The following is a 1657-nucleotide window of genomic DNA, read 5'->3' as shown; positions in this document are numbered from 1 at the left end:
AGCAACGTAAACGGTGGCATAATCCACCGCGGCGGGTGCGTCAGTGGGATCGAGACTAGTCATCTTGGTCCTCCGAGGTTGGTTGGTGGTGCAACTCCAATCCTAACCTCTTGACCACCCGCCAACCCATAGGATCTGAGGAGCGCGCCCTTGCGCGCGTCTCGAAGGATGGCCACGAGCGCATGCGGCCGATCCTTCGAGACGCCGCGCTTCGCGCGGCTCCTCAGGATGACGGTGGTGTGCGGCGACAGCGCAGCGACTACAGCCCGAGATACGCCTTCCTCAAAGAACGGCAAGCTGCTTGTTCCTGAGGTCGGTGACGAGCATCAATCCCGGCGCATGCGTGATCGCGAACGGCAGCTTGGCTGCCGCGATCACCGCTTGCGGCGTGACGCCGCATGCCCAGAACACGGGAATCTCGTCGGCGTTGATCGGCACCGCGTCGCCGTAATCGGGTTTTGCGATATGGGCGATGCCGATCGAATGCGGATGGCCGAGATGGACCGGCGCGCCATGCACGGAAGGGAAGCGCGAGGTGATCTGCACCGCGCGGATCGCATCGGCCGGTTTTAGCGGCCGCATCGACACCACCATCGGCCCGGCGAACGGGCCGGCGGAGGCGCAGGCGATGTTGGTGCGATACATCGGCACGCGTACGCCGCGTTCGATGTGGCGGATCGGGATATCGTCGGCCAGCAGCGCCTCTTCGAACGAGAACGAGCAGCCGATCACAAACGCAACGAGATCGTCGCGCCAGTGCGCCATGATGTCGGTCGGCTCCTCCGCCACCTCGCCGTCGCGCCACACCCGGTAGCGCGGCAGGTCGGTGCGGATGTCGAGGTCGAGCCCGAGCGCGGGAATGCGGGGGTCGCCGACGTCGGACATGCCGATGATCGGGCACGGTTTCGGATTGAGCTGGCAAAAACGGTGAAACGAAGCCGCGAGCTTCTCCGGCAGGATCGCGAGATTGCCCTGCACAAAACCGTTGGCGACGCCTGCGGTGCTTGCGGCCATGCCGGCACGGCAGGCATGCCGGGCCGCAACGCTTGCAAGCATTTCGCGCTCGCCCCGAACGGCCTGATCGGATTTTGCCGGGCTGGTAATCAATCGAAAACTCCACTGCCTCGACAGGAGGTGGTCTGGCGCTCTACATAGAGCCTATTCGCTACGCCCGCCAAAGGATTTTCCGGAAAACCGCATGACCAAGATCGCATCCAACCTGCAAATCGATTCCGCAAGGCTGTGGGATACGATTCACGAAACCGCGAAATTCGGCGCCACGCCGAAGGGCGGCGTGCGGCGGCTGACGCTCGGCCCCGAGGACAAGCAGGTGCGGGACTGGTTTCGTAACGCTTGTGAAGCCGCGGGACTCCAAGTGCATGTCGATGCGCTCGGGTCGATGTTCGGCCTCCGCAAAGGCCGCGACATGACAAAACCGCCGGTGGGCTTAGGCTCGCATCTCGATACCCAGCCGACCGGCGGCAAGTTCGACGGCGTGCTCGGCACGCTGGCCGCACTCGAGGTGGTGCGCACCCTGAACGATGCCGGCATCGAGACCGAGACGCCGATCTGCATCGTCAACTGGACCAACGAGGAAGGCTCGCGCTTTGCGCCGGCGACCATGGCGTCGGCGGCCTATGCCGGCGATTACACCACC

2 protein-coding genes are annotated in these 1657 nt (G+C 64.3%); one reads left to right on the top strand and one right to left on the bottom strand.

Annotated features, from left to right (window positions below):
- Positions 1-282 precede the first annotated feature (282 nt).
- Positions 283-1056: a putative hydro-lyase gene (locus VGP39_RS02600; protein ID WP_327566546.1), complete on the bottom strand. Its 774-nt coding sequence runs from the start codon at positions 1054-1056 to the stop codon at positions 283-285.
- Positions 1057-1198: 142 nt separating this feature from the next.
- On the opposite strand from VGP39_RS02600, the gene VGP39_RS02595 reads away from it, so the two are divergent.
- A partial coding sequence (locus tag VGP39_RS02595; RefSeq protein WP_327566545.1) for a M20/M25/M40 family metallo-hydrolase occupies positions 1199-1657 on the top strand: 459 nt, incomplete at its 3' end.

Origin of the sequence: Bradyrhizobium sp. (assembly GCF_036009065.1) — a bacterium.
Taxonomy (GTDB): Bacteria; Pseudomonadota; Alphaproteobacteria; order Rhizobiales; family Xanthobacteraceae; genus Bradyrhizobium.
This window is presented reverse-complemented; position numbering and strand designations above follow the sequence as displayed.

Bases quoted from the DNA above. Each gene is read 5' to 3' on its own strand.
- VGP39_RS02600 (WP_327566546.1), bottom strand. From the start codon at position 1,056: ATGCTTGCAAGCGTTGCGGCCCGGCATGCCTGCCGTGCCGGCATGGCC.